At 71.5% G+C, this 20,237-nt stretch carries 18 protein-coding genes; 10 read left to right on the plus strand and 8 right to left on the minus strand.

The features are described from left to right. Window positions 1-32: 32 nt before the first annotated feature. Together ACRAKI_RS14590 and ACRAKI_RS14595 are read right to left on the minus strand one after the other, a co-directional pair. The gene (locus ACRAKI_RS14590) at window positions 33-800 is read right to left on the minus strand and encodes a DUF4142 domain-containing protein (protein ID WP_447007616.1); all 768 of its coding nucleotides are present in this window, start codon (window positions 798-800) and stop codon (window positions 33-35) included. A gap of 12 nt (window positions 801-812) precedes the next feature. Further along, entirely contained in the window at window positions 813-1,364 is a 552-nt protein-coding gene (locus ACRAKI_RS14595) for a hypothetical protein (protein WP_447007617.1), read from the minus strand. Between the two features lie 204 nt (window positions 1,365-1,568). Here ACRAKI_RS14595 and ACRAKI_RS14600 point away from each other — a divergent pair, with 204 nt between their 5' ends. The 3 genes from ACRAKI_RS14600 (at window position 1,569) to ACRAKI_RS14610 (ending at window position 3,885) form a co-directional block, all read left to right on the plus strand. Then, on the plus strand, window positions 1,569-2,132 hold the full coding sequence (locus ACRAKI_RS14600; protein ID WP_447007618.1) for a sigma-70 family RNA polymerase sigma factor: 564 nt from the start codon (window positions 1,569-1,571) through the stop codon (window positions 2,130-2,132). 4 nt (window positions 2,133-2,136) lie between these two features. Continuing rightward, on the plus strand, window positions 2,137-2,871 hold the full coding sequence (locus ACRAKI_RS14605; protein ID WP_447007619.1) for an anti-sigma factor family protein: 735 nt from the start codon (window positions 2,137-2,139) through the stop codon (window positions 2,869-2,871). A gap of 102 nt (window positions 2,872-2,973) precedes the next feature. After that, entirely contained in the window at window positions 2,974-3,885 is a 912-nt protein-coding gene (locus ACRAKI_RS14610; protein WP_447008424.1) for an NAD(P)-dependent oxidoreductase, read from the plus strand. Here the strand turns inward: ACRAKI_RS14610 and ACRAKI_RS14615 are convergent. Further along, complete coding sequence (locus ACRAKI_RS14615) at window positions 3,838-4,182, minus strand: DUF742 domain-containing protein (RefSeq protein ID WP_447007620.1); 345 nt, start codon at window positions 4,180-4,182, stop codon at window positions 3,838-3,840. The genes ACRAKI_RS14610 and ACRAKI_RS14615 overlap by 48 nt on opposite strands. A 410-nt stretch (window positions 4,183-4,592) precedes the next feature. Here ACRAKI_RS14615 and ACRAKI_RS14620 point away from each other — a divergent pair, with 410 nt between their 5' ends. After that, window positions 4,593-5,351 carry an ABC transporter ATP-binding protein gene (locus ACRAKI_RS14620; protein ID WP_447007621.1) on the plus strand — a complete coding sequence of 253 codons (759 nt, stop codon included), beginning with the start codon at window positions 4,593-4,595 and terminating at the stop codon, window positions 5,349-5,351. Beyond that, the gene (locus tag ACRAKI_RS14625) at window positions 5,351-7,888 is read left to right on the plus strand and encodes an ABC transporter permease (RefSeq protein ID WP_447007622.1); all 2,538 of its coding nucleotides are present in this window, start codon (window positions 5,351-5,353) and stop codon (window positions 7,886-7,888) included. The genes ACRAKI_RS14620 and ACRAKI_RS14625 overlap by 1 nt, the downstream gene beginning before the upstream one ends. Before the next feature lie 67 nt (window positions 7,889-7,955). Here the strand turns inward: ACRAKI_RS14625 and ACRAKI_RS14630 are convergent, their stop codons facing one another. The 4 genes from ACRAKI_RS14630 to bdeA all read right to left on the minus strand — a co-directional run bounded on the left by ACRAKI_RS14630 (window position 7,956) and on the right by bdeA (window position 13,259). Next, entirely contained in the window at window positions 7,956-8,996 is a 1,041-nt protein-coding gene (locus ACRAKI_RS14630) for a family 2 encapsulin nanocompartment cargo protein polyprenyl transferase (protein WP_447007623.1), read from the minus strand. 144 nt (window positions 8,997-9,140) lie between these two features. Then, on the minus strand, window positions 9,141-10,550 hold the full coding sequence (locus tag ACRAKI_RS14635; RefSeq protein WP_447007624.1) for a family 2B encapsulin nanocompartment shell protein: 1,410 nt from the start codon (window positions 10,548-10,550) through the stop codon (window positions 9,141-9,143). 27 nt (window positions 10,551-10,577) lie between these two features. Further along, on the minus strand, window positions 10,578-11,984 hold the full coding sequence (locus tag ACRAKI_RS14640; protein WP_447007625.1) for a family 2B encapsulin nanocompartment shell protein: 1,407 nt from the start codon (window positions 11,982-11,984) through the stop codon (window positions 10,578-10,580). A gap of 423 nt (window positions 11,985-12,407) precedes the next feature. Next, a complete protein-coding gene (bdeA, locus tag ACRAKI_RS14645) occupies window positions 12,408-13,259 on the minus strand; it encodes a bis(hydroxyethyl) terephthalate hydrolase (RefSeq protein WP_447008425.1) in 852 nt (283 codons plus the stop codon). A gap of 185 nt (window positions 13,260-13,444) precedes the next feature. Here bdeA and ACRAKI_RS14650 point away from each other — a divergent pair, with 185 nt between their 5' ends. From ACRAKI_RS14650 to ACRAKI_RS14670, 5 genes are all read left to right on the plus strand, one after another. Continuing rightward, complete coding sequence (locus tag ACRAKI_RS14650; RefSeq protein WP_447007626.1) at window positions 13,445-15,937, plus strand: LuxR C-terminal-related transcriptional regulator; 2,493 nt, start codon at window positions 13,445-13,447, stop codon at window positions 15,935-15,937. Window positions 15,938-15,979: 42 nt separating this feature from the next. After that, a complete protein-coding gene (locus ACRAKI_RS14655) occupies window positions 15,980-16,396 on the plus strand; it encodes an acyl-CoA thioesterase (RefSeq protein WP_447007627.1) in 417 nt (138 codons plus the stop codon). After that, on the plus strand, window positions 16,393-17,487 hold the full coding sequence (locus tag ACRAKI_RS14660; RefSeq protein ID WP_447007628.1) for a zinc-binding dehydrogenase: 1,095 nt from the start codon (window positions 16,393-16,395) through the stop codon (window positions 17,485-17,487). The genes ACRAKI_RS14655 and ACRAKI_RS14660 overlap by 4 nt, the downstream gene beginning before the upstream one ends. An 86-nt stretch (window positions 17,488-17,573) precedes the next feature. Further along, complete coding sequence (locus ACRAKI_RS14665) at window positions 17,574-18,359, plus strand: cyclase family protein (RefSeq protein WP_447007629.1); 786 nt, start codon at window positions 17,574-17,576, stop codon at window positions 18,357-18,359. A gap of 91 nt (window positions 18,360-18,450) precedes the next feature. After that, window positions 18,451-18,660: a DUF2795 domain-containing protein gene (locus ACRAKI_RS14670; protein WP_447007630.1), complete on the plus strand. Its 210-nt coding sequence runs from the start codon at window positions 18,451-18,453 to the stop codon at window positions 18,658-18,660. Window positions 18,661-18,821: 161 nt separating this feature from the next. Here ACRAKI_RS14670 and ACRAKI_RS14675 read toward each other — a convergent pair whose 3' ends face one another. Then, entirely contained in the window at window positions 18,822-20,231 is a 1,410-nt protein-coding gene (locus ACRAKI_RS14675) for a protein kinase domain-containing protein (protein ID WP_447007631.1), read from the minus strand. Window positions 20,232-20,237 lie beyond the last annotated feature (6 nt).

A 20,237-nucleotide genomic window follows, 5' to 3' on the forward strand; every position in this document is an offset into this window, starting at 1 on the left:
GCGGGCCGGCTCGGGTGGGCGACCACCTCCTGTCACTCGACGTCCCCGCGAGGCCGCAACACGCGCAGGATCCCGATCGTCACCACGACACCTGCCAGGCAGATGAGGAGCACGGCGAGGGGACTCGGGTCGTCGGACGGGATCCGGGCGGAGGCCCGCACGGGGTCGCCCCGCACCGCCGCCGCGGGCGCCACACCGGCGGTGACCGGTTTGGACAGGCCCATGTCGGTGACCATGTTGGTGCTCTCCAGCAGGGTCATGTGCTTGAGCACGATCTGGTTGCACACCTGGGCGAACTGCCGGATCGCCTCGTTGCGGGTGTTCGCCCGGACCGCGCCGATGGCCGGGAAGATCGAGCCGTGCGCGGCGCGCAGCCGGTTGGCGAACGAGTCGTCGAACGCGGAACCGGTGAGCGACCGCATCTCCGCCATCCACGACTGCTGGTCGGCGTTGGCCTCGTTGGGCAGCGCCACGCCCATCTGCGAAGCCAGCCGCACCACCCGTTCGTCCAGGAACAGGTGGTCGCCGGCCAGTTGCGCGCCGACCTCCTTGACCCTGGTGCTCGCCGCACGGGTCTTCGCCTCCTCGCCCATGGGCATCTCCCACAGGCCCGCCAGCCGCACCTTGACCAGCAGTTCCTTGTCCAGCGCGGTGATCGGGCCCAGCGGGGTCTGCTGCACCGGTCCCGCCTCGGCCGGGTCGTCGGCGTGCGCGACACCGGAGAGCGGGACACCGGGCAGCACGGCCAGGAGCAGCAGGTGCAGGGCCAGCGCGACCGCCGCGAAACGCTTGGCTGACATGGGCATCTCGTCCTAGTAGCCGTCGCCGGTGGACGGTTGACCGAGCGCCGCGCCGTCCTCGGCCTGCGCCTTCCTGCCCTCGGGCGTCACGGCGAACCACGTGCCGCCCTTGCCCTGGCCGGTCAGGTCGCCCGCCTTCTTGTCGCCCGTGTACCGGTACAGCGGCCAGCCGGCCAGCGTCACCTGCTTCTTGCCGTCCGCGCGGGCCACCGACCCGACGAGCGTAGGGTCCACCCCGGACGTCATGGTGTGCGCGCCGACCAGCACCGGCGGCCACAGCTCGACGCACTCGCCGTCGCAAGTGGACCGCGGCGGTTTGGCGGAGTCCTTGTCGTAGCGGTACAGCGCGAATCCGCCCGCGTCCGCGACGAACCAGCCGACCTGCCTCGACTCGGCCGCCGAGAGCATCTGGTGCGGCTCCTTGCCGAATTCCGGCGGCTGCTGGGGAGTCGTCGGACCGGACCCGGCGCCGACCGCGCCGCCAGTGCTCGCGGCGGGGTCGATTCCGGTTGCGCCACAAGCGCTGACCAGCATCAACGCCGCTGCCGCCGGAACCAGCAGCACTGCCTCCCGGGTACGTCGACTTCGCATCATTGGTCCTTTCTCCGACCGGAGGGTCCGCCGAAAGGACCAGCGAACCGGTAACCGGGGCCGTGCCATTGCGGCGGATACCGGGGAGTACGGACACGATGCGGTGACGGTTCACCAACAGATCAACGACTTTTTCTGCGGCCAAACCCTCGACGCGGAACCCGCCGGCGCGCTTGGATGCTCGGCGTGGCGCGGCACAGACGCAGCACTTCCCCCCAAAGTGATCACGGTTGGCCGGACTCGGGTCTGGAAGACGAGCTGATCCGCAGGCTCTACCAGGAGTTCGGCAGCGCGCTGCTCGGACATGCCATGAGGCTGACCGGCAGCGACCGGCAGTGGGCCGAGGACATCGTCCAGGAGACGCTCGTGCGGGCGTGGCGCAACGCCGAGAAGCTGGAGCGGGACCCGGTCCTGCTCCGCTCCTGGCTGTTCACCGTCGCCCGGCGACTGGTCATCGACGACCGTCGCAAGAGGAGCGTCCGACCGCAGGAGTCGGAGTTGACGCCGTCCGACGAGGCGCCGCAGCGGGACGAAGCGGACCGCACGCTGGCGGCGATCGTCGTCGCCGAGGCGATGAACGGACTGACGGAAGAACACCGGGAGGCTATTCTCGAGACATATCTGCGGGATCGGACGGTCGGGGAGGCCGCGGCGGTGCTCGGGGTACCGCCCGGCACGGTGAAGTCCAGGGTGTACTACGCACTCCGCGCCCTGCGGCGTGCGTTGCAGGATCGGGGCTGAACAGGTGACTTCGCTGCCGAACCACATCGACGTGGCGGCGTACGTCCTCGGTGTCCTCGACGAGGACGAGGTCGACGCGTTCGAGAACCACTTGGCCCAGTGCCGTCGATGTGCGCTCGACCTGCGCGATTTCGCCGAATTGCCCGATCTGCTCGACGAGGCCGACGCCAACGGCATGCTGCGCGCCAACACGGGGGAGCGGCCGGACGGTCGTTCGGTGCGCGCGATGCTCGACTCGGTCTCCGCGACCAGGGCGCGCAAGCGCCGCACCGTGGCGCTGCTGACTGCCGCCGCCGCCGCGGTGCTCGTCGCGCTGACCGCGGTCGTGTCGGTGAACGTCGCCTCACCGTCGGACCGGGTCTCCGCCTCCTCTTCGACGCCGTCGGTGCCGGACCCGTCGTACGTGGCGAAGGGCGTGCCGGACGCCGCCGGCGCCATCGCCCGCACCGACCCGGCGACGGGCGTGCACGCCCGGCTCGCGGCCGGCCCCGAGCCGTGGGGCACGTCGGTGGAGGTCGAGGTGAAGGGCGCCAAGGGCCCCACCCGCTGCGAGCTGGTTGCGAAGTCCCGAACCGGCGAGTCGATGGTGATCGGCTCGTGGCTGGTGTCGGCGTCCGCCACGGGCAAGGACCCGGTGACCATCCGCGCCGCGGTCGGCCTGCGGTGGCACGACATCACCGAGTTCACCATCCGCGACACCGAGGAGGGCACGACCCTGGTCCGCCTCCCCACCTCCTGACCCGCGAGCCTACGCTCGGAACGCGTGGGTTCAACGCTCGGAACGCACGAGTTCGCCGGTGGGCACCGGAGGCCGCGCGTTCGGGCAGGCGATGAGGAGGTTCTGGTGGAGGTCGGTTTCCTCGGTCTCGGCATCATGGGTCAGCCGATGGCGCTCAACCTGGCCCGGTCCGGTCGGCCGCTGGTGGTGTGGAACAGGTCGCCGCACCGGGCCGAACCGCTGCGGGACGCCGGCGCACGGGTCGCCGCGACACCGGCCGACGTCTTCTCCAGCGCCGAGGTCGCCATCCTGATGCTCTCCGACGAGGCCGCTGTCGACGCGGTCCTGGACCGCGGCACGCACCACTTCGCGGACCACGTCCGAGGCCGTACCGTCGTCAACATGGGTACGACGGCCGCGGACTACTCGCACGCCCTGGGCGCCGACATCCGCGCGGCCGGCGGCGACTACGTCGAAGCACCCGTCTCCGGGTCACGCGGTCCGGCCGAAGCCGGTGAACTGGTGGCCATGCTCGCCGGCGCCCCCGAAGCGGTGGCACGGGCACGCGAGGTGATCGCGCCGATGTGCGCGGACGTGGTCGACTGCGGCCAGACCCCCGACGCCCTGCTGATGAAGCTGTCCGTGAACCTGTTCCTGATCACGATGGCCACCGGCCTGGCCGAGGCGTTCCACTTCGCCGAACGGCACGGCCTGGACCGGCGGACCCTGGTCGACGTCCTGGACGCGGGCCCCATGGCCAGCAAGGTGTCCCGCGCCAAGGCGGCGAAGCTCCTCGCCGCCGACTACGAGGCCCAGGCCTCCGCTCGCGACGTGCTCAAGAACAACCAGCTCATCGCCGACGCCGCCCGCGCGGCCGGTGTCGCGTCACCGCTGCTGGACGTGTGCCTGTCCCTCTTCACCCGCACGGTGGAGCTGGGGCACGGCAAGGACGACATGGCCGCCGTCGTGCACGCGATCCGGGACCGCTCAGATTCGGCGCAACCCCATGAGGACCCGCTCCATCAGGTCCAGTGACGGCCGGCCACGGTCGTCGATCGTCCCGTCCTCGTGCACGTTGATCAGGCTCATGTCCGACATGTCCGCCAACAGCACGCGGACAACGCCGAGCGGAAGTCGCAAGGTCGCCGCGACTTCCGCCACGGAATGCGGATTCCGGCACAGATCACTGATGATGCGGTGTTCCGCGGTCGACGTCAGGGCGTCTCTCGCCGCCTGTTCGTTCGTCGTCACGATGGTCTCGATGGCCAGCGTCGTCGCGGAACGCGTACGGCCGCCCGTTCTGGTGTAGGGGCGCACCCGGAGGGTCGACACACCAGCTCCTATCAGCGGTCGGCGTTGATCTTGGCAGCGCGTGGTCGATGGCGCTGACGCCGGTAGACCCTACGAGCCGGCAGGCCTCCTGTCTCGGCTTTCCCGCCATGTGGGACGACTTGTGGACCGTCGCGACGGTCCGTGTCCGGTCGCTCTCGGCGGGTGTCCGAGTCGGGTCCGACCCGGCCCAGGCATCGGATGATGGGTGGAGTCAACCGTGCGTTCGTCCCTTGTTCAGCCGTCGATCACCGTGATGGGCGCTGTGCGGCGTTCCCGCGGAGTCGTTCCGGGCATCTAAGGGAAATACCCCGAGATCGATTCCGGGGTCATTCCCGACGCGCCGGAGGTCTCCCTTCCGCCACATTTGCCCCGGGGACGGCGAGCGTCGTCCGACAAAGGGGTGGAGATCGGTGAAGGGCAACGTGGAGTCGGCCGCTAGAGCAGTGGACGTGTGGAAGTCCTACGGCACGGGGGAAGCCGCGGTCACCGCGTTGGCCGGCGTGAGCGTCGAGTTCGACCGCGGCCGGTTCACCGCGATCATGGGTCCGTCCGGGTCGGGCAAGTCCACCCTGATGCACTGCCTCGCCGGGCTGGACACGATCGACTCCGGTGATGTGTGGATCGGCGGCACGAAGGTGAACGGCCTGCGGGACAAGGGGTTGACCGAGCTGCGGCGCAGCCAGGTCGGCTTCATCTTCCAGCAGTTCAACCTGCTGCCGACGCTCACCGCCGAGGAGAACATCACGCTGCCGCTGGCGATCGGCGGCCAGAAGGTCGACCGGGCCTGGTTCGACACGGTGATCGACACGGTCGGTCTGCGCGACCGCCTCACGCACCGGCCGACGCAGCTGTCCGGCGGCCAGCAGCAACGCGTGGCGTGCGCCCGCGCCCTGGTGGCACGGCCCGAGGTGGTGTTCGCCGACGAGCCGACCGGCAACCTGGACTCGCGGTCCGGCGCCGAGGTGCTGGGCTTCCTCCAGCGCTCGGCCCGTGACTTCAACCAGACGGTCGTCATGGTCACGCACGACCCGAACGCCGCCTCCTACGCGGACCGCGTGATCTTCCTGGCCGACGGCCGGATCGTGCGCGAGCTGCACCAGCCCACCGCGGCGGCCGTGCTCGACACGATGAAGGTCCTCGACGGCGACGACCGCCTGGTCGTGGCGTGATGTTGAAGGCGACGCTCAAGAGCGTGCTGGCGCGCAAGCTCCGGCTGGTCCTGTCGGGCCTGGCCGTGGTGCTCGGCGTGATGTTCGTGTCCGGCTCGCTGGTGCTGACCGACACGCTGGACCGCTCGTTCAAGGACCTGTTCGCCACCGCGTACTCCGAGGTGGACGTCGAGGTCGCGGTCAAGCCGAAGGTCGACCAGGACAACCCCGAGGCGGCCCGCGCGGGCACCCTGGCCCCCGCGGACATCCAGGCCGTCGAGTCCGTGGACGGCGTCCGCACGGCGGTCGGCGACGTGGTCGGCTCGGCCCGTCCGATCGGCGAGAACGGCAAGGTCCTCACCACGTCCGGCGCGCCGCGTCTGGGCATCGCGTGGCGTGACGACGGCCAGGAGGAGATCCGGGACGGGCGTGGGCCGCAGCGCGACGACGAGGTGGTGATCAGCGCCTACCTCGCCGAGGCGGGCGGGTTCCAGGTCGGCGAGCAGATGTCCGTGCTCACGCTGGAGCCCAAGCGGACGTTCACCGTCGCCGGGATCTTCGGCTACCCCGGCGACCGCGACTCCCTCGGCGGCGAGCTGACCACCGCGTTCACCGAGGTCACCGCCCAGCGGCTGCTCCTCGGCACCCCCGACGCGTACAGCGGCATCACCGTGCGTGCTGACGAAGGGGTGTCGCAGGACGTGCTGCGCGACCGCGTGCAGGCCCAGTTGGGCGACGCGTACCAGGTCAAGACCGGCGAACAGCTGGCCGCGGAGTCCGCCGACGAGATCGGCGAGAGCCTGGCGTTCTTCAACTACGTGCTGCTCGGCTTCGCCGGCATCGCCCTGTTCGTCGGCGTCTTCATCATCCTCAACACCTTCTCCATCATCGTCGCGCAGCGCACCCGGGAGCTGGCGCTGCTGCGGGCGATGGGCGCGAGCCGCCGGCAGATGATCGCCTCCGTGGTGGTCGAGGCGGTGGTGATCGGCCTGATCGCGTCCGTGGTCGGCCTGGGCGCGGGCATCGGCGTCGGCGCGCTGCTGGCCAACCTCTTCAGCACGTTCGGTGGCGGCAGCCTGCACCTCGCGGGCATCGCGGTGCCGGCCTCGGCGGTCATCTCGTCGTTCGCCGTCGGTCTCGTCGTGACCGTCCTGGCCGCCTTGCTGCCCGCCGTGCGCGCCTCCCGCATCCCGCCCGTCGCGGCACTGCGCGAGGCCGCCACCCCGGACCGGCCGCTGACCCGGCTGACCGTCGCGGGCGGCGCGCTGTTCCTGGCGGGCGGTGGCGCGCTCGGGTTCGGGTTCGCCGACGGGACGCTGTGGCTGATCATGTCCGGGCTGCTGGTGTCGTTCGTGGGCGTCGCGCTGCTCACGCCGCTGGTCAGCCGACCCGTGGTGTCGGTGATCGGCAAGCTGTTCGCCTGGTCGATGCCGGGCACGCTCGGCCGGCGCAACTCGGCCCGCAACCCGCGCCGCACCGCCATCACCGCCGCCGCGCTGATGGTCGGGATCGCCCTGATCGCCGGTGTCAGCGTCGTGCTCACCTCGGCCACGGCCAGCATCACCAAGGTCGCCGACACGCAGATCAAGGCCGACCTGATCATCTCCGGCGAGTCGACCAACGGCCAGACCAGCGGCACGTTCGAGGCCGAGCGGATCGACCGGGTCATCGGCACGCCGGGCGTGGAGTCCGCGTTCGGCTGGTACAGCGACGGCGTCCTGGTCGACGGGCAGCGCAAGATCGGCAGCGTGGTCACCGACGTGCACGCGATGGGACGCACCTTCGGGCTCAGCGCCGCCGGCGGCACGGTCACCGACCTCGAGGACGGCGAGATCGGCCTGGACTCGATCGCGGCCACCGCGCTGAAGCTCAAGCAGGGCAGCACGGTGACCGTGCAGACGACGAAGGGCGAGCAGCGCACCTACACGGTGGCGTTCGTGCTGGCCAAGAACCGCGTGCTCAACGACGCCGTGTTCCTGCCCGAGTCGGCGTTGGCCGGGTTCGCGCTCCCGCAGATCGACACCGCGTTCATCAAGGCCGACCAGGGCGCGGACGTGACCGACGTGCGCAAGCGCCTCGAACCGCTGTTCGCGGACAACCCCGAGGTCTCGGTGCAGGACCTCAGCTCCTACGTGCGGCAGCAGGCCGCGCAGCTCGACACGGTGCTGATGATGATCCAGATCCTGCTCGCGCTGGCCATCCTCATCGCGATCCTGGGCGTGATCAACACGCTGGCGCTGTCCGTGATCGAGCGGACCCGAGAGCTGGGCCTGCTGCGGGCGATCGGCATGCGCCGCGCCCAGGTCATGCGGATGATCACCGTCGAGGCGGTGGTGATCTCGGTGTTCGGCGCCCTGCTCGGCATCGTGGTGGGCACGGCGCTGGGGATCGCGGCGGTCCAGGCGCTGAAGGACGTGGGCATCACCGACCTCGGCATCCCGTGGGTGCAGCTCGGCAGCTACCTCCTGATCGCCGCCGGCGTCGGTGTGGTCGCGGCGATCCTGCCCGCGATCCGCGCCGCACGGCTCAACGTGCTCCAGGCAGTCTCCTACGAGTGACACCCCCCTTCAAGTGACAGCGCCGCTGCCTCCGACCTCGCAGCTGAGGCCGGAGGCAGCGGCGCTGTCAGTGGTCGCGGTGGGTGGCCAGGCGGGCGACGGCGTCCAGCTCGAGGGCGGCGCGTTCGGCCGGTTCGGCGGCACGGAGGTCCTCCCCAGCCCGCACCAGCAGGTCGTCCGCGCGGCCCTGGCTCCACGCGCGCGCGCCGGACAGCTCGATCAGCTCGGCCGCGCGCGCGAGGTCGGCCGCGGTGAGCCGCTGATCGCGCAGGTACAGCGCGTCCAGCTCCCGCCCGGCGGCGGTGCCGGAGGTCAGGGCGGCGACCACGGGCAGTGACTTCTTGCGGTTCTCCAGGTCCGAGTACACGGGCTTGCCGGTCACCTCCGGGTCACCCCAGATGCCCAGCAGGTCGTCCACGAACTGGAAGGCCAGCCCCACCTGCTCGCCGAAGGACCGCAGGTGCTCCACCTGGTCCGGCCGGCCGCCGCCGAACAACGCGCCCAACGCGCAGGACGCGCCCAGCAGCGACGCCGTCTTGCCCTCGGCCATCCGCACGCACTCCGCCAGCCGCACGTCACCGCGTCCCTCGAACGCCAGGTCCGCGTTCTGCCCGTCCAGCAGCCGCTGCACCGAGGCCGACACCACCCGGATCGCCTCCCGCGCCTTCGGGTGGCCACTGCCCGCCACCACGTCCAGCGCCAACGTCAGCAGCGCGTCGCCGGCCAGGATCGCCGGGTTCACGCCGAACACGTGCCACGCCGTCGGGCGGTGGCGCCGGGTCGTGTCACCGTCCATCACGTCGTCGTGCAGCAACGAGAAGTTGTGCACCAGCTCCACCGCCACCGCGGCCGGCAACGCGGTCTGCACGGCGCCGCCCACCGCCTGCGCGCCCAGCAGCACGAGCGCCGGCCTGATCGCCTTGCCCGGGTCCGCGCCGGTCGGCCTGCCCTGCTCGTCCCACCAGCCGAAGTGGTAGCCGGCGATGGCCCGCATCGAGTCCGGCAGCCGGTCCACCGCCGTCCGCAGCGCCGGGTCGACCCCGGCACGGCTCCAGTTCAGCACCTCGCGGGCGGATCGGTGATCGAGGCTCACGTCCAGGTCGGTCATCACCACAACTCCTGTTCCGGGGATGTGCCCGCCCGCCCCGGACGAGGCAAGCAGTAAGCGCGAGCGGGGAGACGGGCGGGGAAGAAGCGCGCGGAGGGGCGGCAGCCGGGGCGGCGGGGCCCGGCTGCCGTCGATCGCGGTCGGTCAGGACCGGCCGATCTCCACGTTCTCCAGGATCCCGAGGGCGTCCGGCACCAGCACGGCCACCGAGTAGTAGGCACTGACGAGGTAGGACACGATCGCCTTCTCGTTGATGCCCATGAACCGCACGTTCAGGCTCGGCTGGACCTCGTCCGGGATGCCCGGCTGGTGCAGGCCGATCACGCCGTTGTCCTGCTCGCCGATCCGCATGGCCAGGATCGAGCTGGTGCCCTGCGGGGTGATCGGGATCTTGTCCGACGGCAGCAGCGGGATGCCCCGCCACGTGGTGACCTTCGTGCCCTCCACGTCGGCTGTTCCGGGGTACACGCCACGCTTGCTGGCCTCCCGGCCGAACGCGGCGATCGTGCGCGGGTGGGCCAGCATGAACGCCGTCTTGCGCCGCCGCGACACCAGCTCGTCCAGGTCGTCCGGGGTCGGCGGACCGGTGCGGGTGTGGATGCGCTGCTTGAGGTCGGCGTTGTGCAGCAGCCCGATCCGGCGGTTGTTGATCATCTCGTGCTCCTGGCGCTCGCGCAGGGCCTCGATGGTCAGCCGCAACTGCTGCTCGGTCTGGTTCATCGGCTTGTTGTAGAGGTCGGCCACCCGGGTGTGCACCCGCAGCACGGTCTGCGCGACTTCCAGCTCGTACTCGCGCGGCGACAACTCGTAGTCCACGAACGTCGCCGGCAGGTCCGGCTCGCCGTCGTGGCCGGAGGCGATCTCGATCGCCGCCTCGCCGTGCTTGTTCTGCGGCTTGCCCGCGTTGCGCACCACCGACGCGATGTGCTCGCGGAGCGCTTCGGCCTGCCCGTTCAGCTCCTGCACCGACCGCCACGGCAGCACCAGGACGGTCACCGGGGTGACCGCCTTGATGGTGAAGCCCCACTCGGTCTCGTCGCCGATCAGCACCTCCTCGCCGAAGCGCTCGCCGTCGGCCATGGTGTCCAGCACGGTCTGGTCGCCGTACTCGCCCAGACCGATCTTGTTCACCTTGCCGTGCGCGATGAGGAAGACCTCTTCGGCCCGGTCGCCCGCCTGGACCAGGATGTCGCCGGGCTGGAACTCGCGCTGCCGGAACCGGCTCGCCAGCGCGACCAGCACGTCGTCGTCGGGCAAGTCGCGCAGCAGGGGCAGTTCGCGCAGCTCCTGCGGGATGACCCGGACGTCGGCGCCGGTGCTGGTGAAGCTCACCCGGCCGTCGCCGATCGCGTAGGTCAACCGGCGGTTGACCCGGTAGGTGCCCGCCTGGGTGGTCACCCACGGCAACTTGCGCAGCAGCCACCGGGGTGAGATGCCCTGCATCTGCGGGGTGGACTTGGTCGTGCTGGCCAGGTTCCGCGCGCCCGCGGTGCTCAGGCTCTGGCGGTGCTGCTCGACCTCTTCAGGAGCGAGGCCGGGGTCTGTCACGGTCACTTCAGCTGCCCAATCTGGTCGGGGGACTCAGTCTTCGCGGCCGATTTCGACGTGCTCCAGCACGCCGACCGCGTCCGGCACGAGGATCGCGGTGGAGTAGTAGGCGCTGACGAGGTAGGAGATGATCGCCTTTTCGTTGATGCCCATGAACCGCACCGACAGCCCGGGCTGGTACTCGTCGGGCAGGCCCGTCTGGTGCAGGCCGATGACACCCTGGTTGTGCTCGCCCGCGCGCAGCAGCATGATCGAGCTGGTGCGGCTGTTGCTCACCGCGATCTTGTTGCACGGCAGCACGGGCACGCCGCGCCACGCCGGCACGTGGTGCCCGTTGAGGTCGACCGTGGACGGGTAGATCCCGCGCTTGGTGCACTCCCGGCCGAACGCCGCGATGACCCGCGGGTGGGCCAGGAACGCCGTCGGCTCCTTCCAGACGGTGGCCAGCAGGTCGTCCATGTCGTCCGGGGTGGGCGGGCCGCTGCGGGTGTGGATGCGCTGCTTGAGGTCCGCGCTGTTCAACAGGCCGAACTCGCGGTTGTTGATCATCTCGTGCTCCTGGCGCTCGCGCAGCGCCTCGATGGTCAGCCGCAACTGCTGCTCGACCTGGTCCATCGGCTGGTTGTAGAGGTCCGCGACGCGGCTGTGCACCCGCAGCACGGTCTGCGCGACGCTCAGCTCCAGCTCGCGCGGCGCGACCTCGTAGTCCACGAACGTGCCCGGCAGGTCCGGTTCGCCGTCGTGGCCGGAGGCGATGTCGATCTCGGCCTCGCCGTAGGCGTTGGACTTACCGTTGCCGCTGGCGAACGCGCGCTGGATGTGCGCGCGCAGACCGCCCGCCTCACCGTTGAGCCGCTCGAAGTCCTCCCACCGGAGGAGCAGCGCGATCACCGGCGTGACGGCCTTGATGGTGAAGTCCCACTCGCCCTGCGGGCCCGCGAGCACCTGGCCGCCGAAGTGGTCGCCGTCGGCGAGGGTGCCGAGGACCGTGTGGTCGCCGTACTCGCCCTGCCCGATCTTGTTCACCTTGCCGTGCGCGATCAGGTAGAGCGTGTCCTGCGGACGGCCGGACTCGACCAGCACGTCACCCGGCTGGAACTCGCGCTGCTGGAAGCGGTCGGCGAGCGCGCTCAGCGCCTCGACGTCCTCGTAGCCGCGCAGGAGCGCCAGCTCGGTCAACTCCTGGGGCACGACCCGAACGTCGGCGCCGATGTTGGTGAACGTCAGCCGTCCGTCGCCGATCTCGTAGCTGAGCCTGCGGTTGACCCGGAAGGCGCCGCCCTTCGCCTCCACCCAGGGCAGGATCTTGAGCAGCCACCGGGAGGTGATGCCCTGCATCTGGGGCACGGACTTGGTCGTGGTCGCGAGGTTCCGCGCCGCAGCCGTGCCCAGGCTGAGCCGAGGTCGCTCGGTGTCCAAGTCCGAATCGGTCACAGTCACCGCGTCACACCGCCAATCGGATTTCGTTCATTGTCCGCATTGACGGTAGTGACTCCGAATGTCCCACGGGAAGCGGCTGATGTGAGTACACACCTGAGGGTCAGGTGGTCGAGTTGTGTGCACGCACCGTGTGGGTCGCGCCCCTGGTCGGTAATAACGGGTGATCTTGAGTGGCTTCGGTGGAGGTATTCGTGGTGATGCGGAATGGATGCACCTTTCGGTGCAGCATTTTTCACCTGAACGTGCAGTTGACGAGGGTGTGGAACGTCGGGCGGTCGTCATACCGCCGGAGTGCGGAACAAAGATCAGTCTTGCGTGCAAACGACACTGCGGCACCGACGGGAAGTCGGTGCCGCAGTGTGAGGAGGAGGTGGAACGGGCGTGGCGCCGCAATTCGCTGCGGCGCCACGCCCGGGTCGTGGATCAGACGGTGTGCGGGCAGGTGTCCCGGTACTCCTCGATCAGGGTGCTGCGCCCCGGAGCGGGGCACAGGAACTGCTCGTAGCGGGTGTCGTTGTCGATGAACCGCTTGAGCCACGCGATGCTGTACTTCGCGATCGTCGTGTTCGACGAGTTGGGCGCGAAGTGGCTCGCGTTGTTCAGCTCCAGGTACGCCTTGTCCAGGGTGGACGGCAGCGAGGTGTAGAACGGCTCCGAGTGCGACGACACGGGCGCCACCGTGTCGTCCTCGGCGCCGACGACGAGGGTCGGCACCCGGACGCTGCCCCAGCTCTTGTCGGTGTGCCACCCGGTCAGCGGGATGGCCGCCTGAAGGGCGGGGCGTCGTTCGGCGGCGCGCAGGGTGCCGCCGCCTCCCATCGAGTGCCCCATGACGCCGAGCCGGCTCGCGTCGATCCGGCTGCGCACCGAGCTGCTCTGGGTCAGGTAGTCCAGGGCGGCCAGCAGCTGGGACGCCCGACTGTCGGGCTGGTCGTAGCGGCTGTTGGTGTCGATGGTGAACACCACGAAGCCCTGCGACGCGATGCGCGGGCCGAGCCACGACATCGTGGACTGGCTCGCGGTGTAGCCGGGCGAGACGGCGATGGCGCCGAAGGTGCCCTCGGCGGTGCTGGTGGGGTAGTAGATCGTGCCGCCGCCGAAGCCGGAAACGGACCAGGAGGACACCGTGGTGGAGGCCGTGGAGAACGGGCCGCGGGTCGCCTCGATGCTGGAGTTGGTCGGCGCGGGACCGCGTCGGTACTCGACCTCGGCGTTCGCCGGCGGCGTCACGCCGACCAGGGACAGGACCAGCGCGGGGATCAGCGCGGGGATCATTTTGCGGAGTTGCACGTCGGTGTACACCTCGCTTGGCAGGGAACTACGGACAGCGATCACCCTGCGCTACCGGTCGAACACTCCGCATCGGTGCAACCACCGGTCCGGGCTCGAAAACTAACACTGGTAGATAATTTCGGCCCGACCCCTTCCGCCGGGCCTCGACCTCCGGTCAGACTGGCCACATGCTGCGCGGACGTGACCGGCAGCGCGTCGCCGTAGACGCGTTGCTCGCCCGCGCCCGTGCCGGTCACGGCGGGGCGCTGGTGCTGCGCGGCGCGGCCGGGTCGGGCAAGACCGCGATGCTCGCCGCCGCACGCGAGGCCGCCACGACCACGGGCCGCGAGGTGCTGCTGTGCGTGGACGACGCCCACCTCCTGGAGGACACGGACTGGCTGGTGGACCTCGCCGCGGAGGTCGCCGACGAGCCGGTGGCCCTGCTGATCGCCACGGAGGCCGAACCGCACGGGCTGCCGTGGGTGCGACTGGACCCGCTGGACCACGCCGACAGCCTCCGCGTGCTGCGCGAACTCCGGCCCGGTCTGGCCTCCGGTCTCGCCGACGACGTCGCCGACCTGGCCCGCGGCAACCCGCTCGCGCTCACCGAGCTGGCCCGCGCGCTCACGTCCGACCAGCTCGGCGGCACCGCGCCCGGCCCCGACGCGCTGCCCGAGGACAGCTCGCTGCGCGCCCGGTTCGGCGCCCGCTTCGCCGCGCTGTCACCGCAGGCCCGGTACGCGACCGCGTTGTGCGTCGTGGACGACGAGGTGGACGCGGACACCCTGGCCCGGATGCCGGACCTCGACCTGGCCGCGATCGAGGAGGCGAACGCGCTGCTCGACGGCGGCCCGCTGGTCCGCTCCGCGCTGCGCACCGACATCCCGCTGGCCCTCCGCTACGCCGCGCACGCCGCGTTGGCCGAGGCACTGCCGCCCGGTCCCCGCCGCACCTGGCACGAGGCCGCCCGCGCTCCCGGCGCGCGCGACGCGTTCGCCGAACGGCTGGTCGACTCCGCGAACCGGGCCCGCCGCTGCGGCGACTACCAGGCCGCCGCCCGCGACCACGACCGCGCCGCCGCCTTGACCGCCGACCCGGACGCCAAGGCCCGCCACCTGATCGCCGCCGCCACCGACCACTGGGCGTCGGGCGCACCCCGGCGCGCCCGCGTCGCCCTGCGCACGGCCGCCCGGCTGACCGACAGCGACGAGCTGCGGGCCCGCACCGAAGTGCTGCGCGGCGGCCTCGACCTGGGCAACGGCCTGCCGGACGTCGCGGTGCGCCGGCTGCTGCACGCGGCGGGCGAACTGGTCGGCACGCACCGCACGCTGGCCATCACCGCGCTCGGCTTCGCCGGTGAAGCGGCCAGCATCGCGGGCGACCACGTCCGGTACGCCGAGACCGCCGCGTTCGCCGCGAGCCTGCGCCGCCCCGACGAGCCGGACGAAACCCGGATCACGCTGGACCACCTCGTCGGCATGGCGGCCACGTTCGCCGGGCGGCACGACGAAGCCCTGCCCGTGCTGCGGTCCGTGGTGGAGCTGGCCGAACGGGTGCCGCACCCGCAGGCCAAGATCTGGGGCGGCCAGGCCGCCTACACCCTCGGCGACGCCACCAGGGCGCACGAACTGGCGACCAGCGCGGTCACGGCGGCGCACGAGCACGGGCTGACCGCGCTGGTGCCGTGGGCGCTGGTGTACCGGGCGCTGTCCGCGATGCTGCTCGACCAGCACTCGGTGGCGATGTCGGCGGCGTTCGAGGGCGTGCACGCGGCCACCGCCATCGGCCAGCACAACGCCGTGGTCGACCACCTCACCATCCTGGCGCTGCTCGCCGCGCTGCGCGGTGACACCGAGACCGCCGTGCACCGCATCGACGCCGCCGCCGAGCAGATCGCCGAACGCGGCCTCGGCCGTTCCGGCGCGTTCGGCGCGTGGGCGTTCGCCTGCGTCGACCTCGTGCTGGACCGACCGGCCGACGCGCTGGACCGGCTGCGGTTGATGGCCGCCGGGTCGGGCGGCGTGCACACCGGCATCAAGGTGATGGCCGCGCCGCACGTGGTGGAGGCCGCCGTCGGCTGCGGTCAGCTGCCCACCGCGGACCGGGCGCTGCGCCGGTACGAGAAGTGGGTCGGCACCACCGGCAGCGCGGCCCGCCTCGCGTTGTCGCACCGCTGCCACGGCCTGCTCGCCGAAGGCCCCCGCGCCGAGGAGCACTTCCGCGAGGCGATCCGGCTGCACCGGGTCAGCGGCACCGCCATGGAGCTGGCCAAGACCGAGCTGTTCTACGGCCACCGGCTGCGGCGCGACCGCAAACCGCGCGCGGCGCGGGAACTCCTGCGTGACGCCGTGAAGATCTTCCAGCGCTACGAGGCCGACCGGTGGGTCGCGCGGGCGCGGGCGGAGCTGCGCGCGGCGGGTGAGGCGGTAGGACCGTCCCAGGCGGACCGGACCGCCGACCGCGCCGCGAACCGCGCCGCCGGGCGGGCCGACGTCGACCCGACCGCCGGGCTGACCCCGCAGCAGGCGCAGATCGCCCGCCTGGTCGCCGAGGGCGCGACCAACCGGGAGATCGCCGCGCGGCTGTTCCTGAGCCACCGCACCGTCGAGCACCACCTGCGGAACATCTTCGCCAGGCTCGAAGTGCGGTCCAGGGTCGAGCTCACCAGGATGCTCGACTGATCATGTGGTGTTCAGGAGGTTGTGTGTCGTCCAGGAGGTCGTGTGCGTAAGGACTACCGGCACTGGCAGCGGATCCCGACCCGGTGGCACGACAACGACGTGTACGGGCACGTCAACAACGTCGTGCACTACGCCTTCATGGACACCGTGATCAACACGTGGTTGATCGCGGAGGGCGGGTTGGACATCCACGGCGGTCCGGCGATCGGGCTGTGCGTGGAGTCCCACTGCAACTACCACGCGTCGGTCGCGTTCCCGGAGGCCGTCGACGCGGGCCTGCGGATCGGGCACCTCGGCCGTTCCAGCGTGCGGTACGAGATCGGCTTCTACCCCGAAGGGCGGGACGACGTGGTCGCCGAAGGGCACTTCGTGCACGTGTTCACCGACCGCTCGACCCGCAAGCCGGTGGCCATCCCGGCCGACCTGCGTGCCGCGATGGAAGGGCTGGTGGTGGCGTGAAGGGCGCGGTGCTGACGGAGGTCGGCGGTCCGCTCCAGGTGCTCGACCTGGAGCTCGACCCGCCGGGGCCCGGTGAGGTGCTGGTGCGGGTGCGCGCGACCGGGTTGTGCCACTCCGACCTGTCGGTGATCGACGGCTCCCGCATCCGGCCGCTGCCGATGCTGCTCGGCCACGAAGCCGCGGGCGAGGTCGTGGAGACCGGGCCGGGCGCGTCCGACTTCGCCGTCGGCGACCACGTGGTGCTGTCGTTCGTGCCCGCGTGCGGGTCGTGCCGGCGGTGCGTGTCCGGGCGGCAGGCGCTGTGCGAGCCGGGTGCGGCGGCCAACCGCGAAGGCACCCTGCTGAGCGGCGGACGGCGGCTGCGGCTGCCCGACGGCACGCGCCCGCACCACCACCTCGGGGTGTCCGGGTTCGCAGAGTACGCCGTGGTGTCGGAGAAGTCGGCGACGCTCGTGCCCGCCGACCTGCCGTTCGAGATCGCCGCCCTGTTCGGCTGCGCGGTGCTGACCGGCGCGGGCGCGGCGTTCTACAGCGCGGCCGTCACACCGGGGGACCGGGTTGCGGTGTTCGGGCTCGGCGGAGTGGGGCTCGCGGCGTTGCTGGCGGCGCGGGCGGCCGGCGCGTCGCAGATCATCGCGGTGGACGTCGTGGAGCACAAGCGGGCGTTGGCGCGGAAGCTCGGCGCGACGGACGAGGTGGCCGGCGGTCCGGACGCGGTGGCGGAGGTGCGGTCGCTGACGGGCGGCGGCGCGGACAAGGTCATCGACACGACCGGTGTCGCAGCCGTGCTGGAGCAGGCGTACCTGGCCACCGGCGCGGGCGGCACGACGGTCACCGTGGGCCTGCCGCACCCGGACCGCACGATCTCGCTGCCCGCGCTGAGCCTGGTCGCCGAGGAGCGGACGTTGAAGGGCAGCTACCTCGGCTCGTGCGTGCCCCGGCGGGACGTGCCGCGGTTCGTCGACCTGTACCGCGCCGGTCAGCTGCCCGTGCACGAACTGTTGTCGGGAAGGCTCACGCTGGAGGACATCAACACCGGTTTCACTCGACTGGCCTCGGGAGAAGCGGTTCGGCAGGTAGTCGTTTTGTGATCACTGAGCCTGTACCGTTGCCCGGATCGAGTGACGGCTAGGCAAAGGAGTGGTCGGCGGTGCGGAGACGGTCGATGCTCGCGGGTGTGGCTACGGCAGTGGGCGGCATGATCGCGGGTGGTGGGTCGGCGGGCGCGGCGGGGCGTTCGGGCCAGTTGGGGCTGGGCGACTACCGGTTGGTGAACCTGGCGCACGTGAACGACCCGGACCGGACCAACGTCTACCCGGGCGACCCGGAGTTCACGCTGAGCACCGTGACCACGGTGCCGGAGCACGGGTTCTACCTCCAGTACGTGTCGCAGGGGGAGCACACCGGCACCCACTGGGGCGCTCCCGCGCACTTCAACGACGACCAGCCGTACGCCGACGAGATGGACCCCGAAGACCTGTTCCTGCCCGCGGTGAAGATCGACGTGCGGGAGCAGGCCGCGCAGAACGCGGACTACGAGGTCAGCGTCGGCGACCTCCAGCGGTGGGAGAGGCGGCACGGCCGCATCCCGAACGAGGCCGCGGTCGTGCTGTGGACCGGGTGGGAGGCGCGCTGGGGGACGCCCGAGTTCTTCAACTTCGACGCCGCCGGGCAGATGCACCAGCCCGGGTTCTCGCTGGCGGCCGTGCAGTGGCTGGTCGACACCGGCCGGCTCGGCCGCCGCGGGGCGCTGGGCACGGACACGTTCAGCCCCGAGCCCGCGACCGACGTGGAGTACCGGGTGTCCAAGCTGCTGTACCGGGAGCACCGGATCAGCCTGGAGATCCTGGCGAACCTGGCGCAGCTGCCCGAGCAGGGCGCGCACGTCCTGGTCGGCGGCACGGTCAACCGCCGCGGCTCCGGCTCGCCCGCCAGCATCTACGCCTTCGTGCCCAAGCGGTGACGACGGCGGCGTGAGCGCCGTGGATCACGTGTCGGCGTGCCGGCGTCGGGTAACCGGGGCGGGTTGGCTGCCGACGCGTGGAGGGAGAGCGATGAGCGACACGACAACGGTGGGAAGGCTGCGCACCGTGCTGGGTGATGTCGTGTACCCGGCGGACAAGGGCCAGTTGGTGGACCACGCGTCGCGCAACAACGCGGACGAGGACACCGTGCACGCGTTGCACTCGATCGCGGAGCGCCGCTACGAGTCCTTCGACCAGGTGGTCGAATCGGTCGCGATCGACCAGCACCGGGACGTCTGACCGCACGTCGACGTCCGACCGCACGTCGAACGCCCGGTGGTCGACCGACCGCCGGGCGTTTCGCGTGCGCCGGGGCGGATGGCACCTCGGTCGAAGGCTCGGCGCGTTCTCCTCGCGCGTCGTCACCGGTCTGCGGGCGGGGCTCCGAGTGGTGGTGTCCCTCAGGTCCCGTCGTCGGCGGGTTCGCCCGGCGGTTCAGCCGAGCTGGGTCCGGCTTCAGGGCTCGTGGTGTCGGGGGGCGACGGGGCCGAGGTCTGCTGGTCGGTCGTGGTGGGGATGGTTTCAGTGGTCGTGGGCGCGGTGGTGGGTGCGGTAGTGGTGGGTGCGGCGGTGGTGGGTGCGGCGGTGGTGGGTGCGGTGGTGTCGCCGGGACCTGTCTCCGGCAGGGGCGCTTCGTCCGGCGCGGTGTCGACAGGTGCGCCGGCCGAGTCCCCGTCCTGTGCCGGGGTCGGCGGTTGCGTCGTGCCGGGCGCCTGTGTCGCATCCGGGGTCTGCGGCGTGCCGACGAACTGCGGCTCGACCCCGCCCCGAGGTGTGTCGGTCGAGCGCGGCTGTTCAGTGGCTGCCTGCTCCGTCGAGGACCCGGGTGGCACGGAGGTCTCCGGCGGCTCGCCCGAGGTGGCGGCCATCGTGATCGCGAACGCGCCGACCAGCGCACCCGCCGAGGCGGCGAGCGTCTTCCACGACCGGCGCGTGCCGACCGGGAGCTTCGCGGTGGCTTCGCCGCCACCCGGCTCAGCCGGCCCACCCGGCTCAGCCGTGCCGTCGAACGGCAGGAGGTCTGTGCCGAGGGTCCGCGCGCAATCGTGCGCGGTGGGTCGGTCGTGCGGTGCGGAGGAGGTCATCGCGGCCAGCAGGCTCCGGACGTCCTCGGGCAGGTCCGCGGGGATGGTCGGCGGGCGGTGCAGCCGGGCGACCGCCGCTTCCACGTCACCGCCCTCGTACTCGCGCCGCCCGGTCAGGCACTCCAGCAGGACGAGGCCCAAGGCGTAGACGTCGGCCGGGTGGTCGACCTCGCCGCCGAGCACCTGCTCAGGGGCGAGGTAGGCCGCGGTGCCCACCAGGTGGTCGGTGCGGGTCAGCCGCGTGGCGCCGGTCAGGTGTGCCAGGCCGAAGTCGGCGAGGTAGGCCTCGCCGTCGTGGTCCAGCAGGATGTTCGACGGTTTCACGTCGCGGTGCACCAGGCCGTGGTCGTGCACGTGCGCCAGCGCGTCGGACAACCGGTGCCCGAGCCGGCGCACCTGGTGCGGGGGCAGCGGTCCGAGGGTCAGCCGCTCGTGGAGCGTCCGGCCCTCCACCAGCCGCAGCACGACGAACGGGGTGGGCGCCGCGGTGTCGGCGTCGTAGACGGCGACCAGCCCGGGGTGGGAGAGCCCGGCCAGCACGCGCACCTCGTTGTCGAACCGCTGCGCCCCCGCCGGGTCGAAGCCGGGGTGGAACAGCTTGATCGCGACGTGCCGCCGCAACACGGTGTCCCAGGCTCGGTGGACTTCGGCCATGCCGCCGGTCCCGATCGGCTCGATGAGCTCGTAGCGGTCGACCAGCACGTTGTCGCTTACCGAGGGTGACACCGGCCT

It is taken from the genome of Saccharothrix isguenensis, from assembly GCF_052936305.1.

Bases quoted from the DNA above. Each gene is read 5' to 3' on its own strand.
- ACRAKI_RS14590 (WP_447007616.1), bottom strand. From the start codon at position 800: ATGTCAGCCAAGCGTTTCGCGGCGGTCGCGCTGGCCCTGCACCTGCTG.
- ACRAKI_RS14600 (WP_447007618.1), top strand. From the start codon at position 1,569: ATGCTCGGCGTGGCGCGGCACAGACGCAGCACTTCCCCCCAAAGTGAT.
- ACRAKI_RS14625 (WP_447007622.1), top strand. From the start codon at position 5,351: ATGTTGAAGGCGACGCTCAAGAGCGTGCTGGCGCGCAAGCTCCGGCTG.
- ACRAKI_RS14630 (WP_447007623.1), bottom strand. From the start codon at position 8,996: ATGACCGACCTGGACGTGAGCCTCGATCACCGATCCGCCCGCGAGGTG.
- bdeA (WP_447008425.1), bottom strand. From the start codon at position 13,259: ATGATCCCCGCGCTGATCCCCGCGCTGGTCCTGTCCCTGGTCGGCGTG.
- ACRAKI_RS14650 (WP_447007626.1), top strand. From the start codon at position 13,445: ATGCTGCGCGGACGTGACCGGCAGCGCGTCGCCGTAGACGCGTTGCTC.
- ACRAKI_RS14670 (WP_447007630.1), top strand. From the start codon at position 18,451: ATGAGCGACACGACAACGGTGGGAAGGCTGCGCACCGTGCTGGGTGAT.